Below are 941 nucleotides of genomic sequence, written 5' to 3' on the forward strand. Positions count from 1 at the left end.
AAAAAAAAGTTAAATATAAAGCCCTAATAAAAGCTAGAGAAAAATCTAAGGGGTTTGCGTCTTTAACTACTATTTGTAAGCCTTTCGGGATTAAACGTGATGCATACTACAAATACAAACGTAGAGCTGACAAACGTTTAAAACTTGAACAAAAGGTATTGAGAATAGTCAAGCAAAAACGCAAATCCCTGCCTAGAGAAGGCGTGCGTAAACTCAAAAAATCTTTGAAAGATGAGTTTAACAAAGCCAACCTTAAAGTAGGTAGAGACACCCTATTCAATATTCTTAGAAAGTACAATATGCTAACACTTAGAAAGAAACCTAGCTACAGAACAACTAACTCTTTGCACAGGTTCCATAAGTACAAAAACATCATAAAAGATGTGCAGGTTACTAGACCAAATCAGGTCTGGGTAAGCGACATTACATACATTAGAACAATCAAGGGATTTTGTTATCTGGCACTCATTACCGATATGTTCTCGCGTAAAATCGTAGGATATGATATCAGCAACAGCTTGGAACTTAAAGGTTGCGAAAGGGCATTGAACAAAGCAATATATCAAGCTAAAAATACCTGTGCTGAGCATAGTCGAAGCATCAATGGACTTATCCACCATTCCGATAGGGGAATCCAGTATTGTAGCAATGTATACACGCAAATTTTAAAAAGAAATGACATCAGTATTAGTATGACTGAGGATAACCACTGCTATGAAAATGCCATTGCTGAGCGCGTAAATGGCATCCTTAAAGACGAATTTTATCTTGACCAAACCTTTAATAGCTTGGCCCACGCTAAAAGAGCTACTAAAAATGCAATCAATCTATACAATGAAATAAGATTACATTTATCTTTAGAATACAAAACACCTAATATGGTATATAAATTAACAGCGTAAATCTATTTTTAACCTGTAGCCATATTTCAGGACTAGACA

The 941-nt window shown here is 35.2% G+C and carries 1 protein-coding gene; it reads left to right on the forward strand.

Annotated elements, in window-relative coordinates; translation table 11 throughout:
- The coding region (locus ACFSQJ_RS14150) for an IS3 family transposase (protein WP_377767625.1) at positions 1–902 on the forward strand (902 nt) is incomplete at its 5' end.
- Positions 903–941 lie beyond the last annotated feature (39 nt).

This window comes from Croceitalea marina, from assembly GCF_042684265.1.
Classification (GTDB): domain Bacteria; phylum Bacteroidota; class Bacteroidia; order Flavobacteriales; family Flavobacteriaceae; genus Croceitalea; species Croceitalea marina.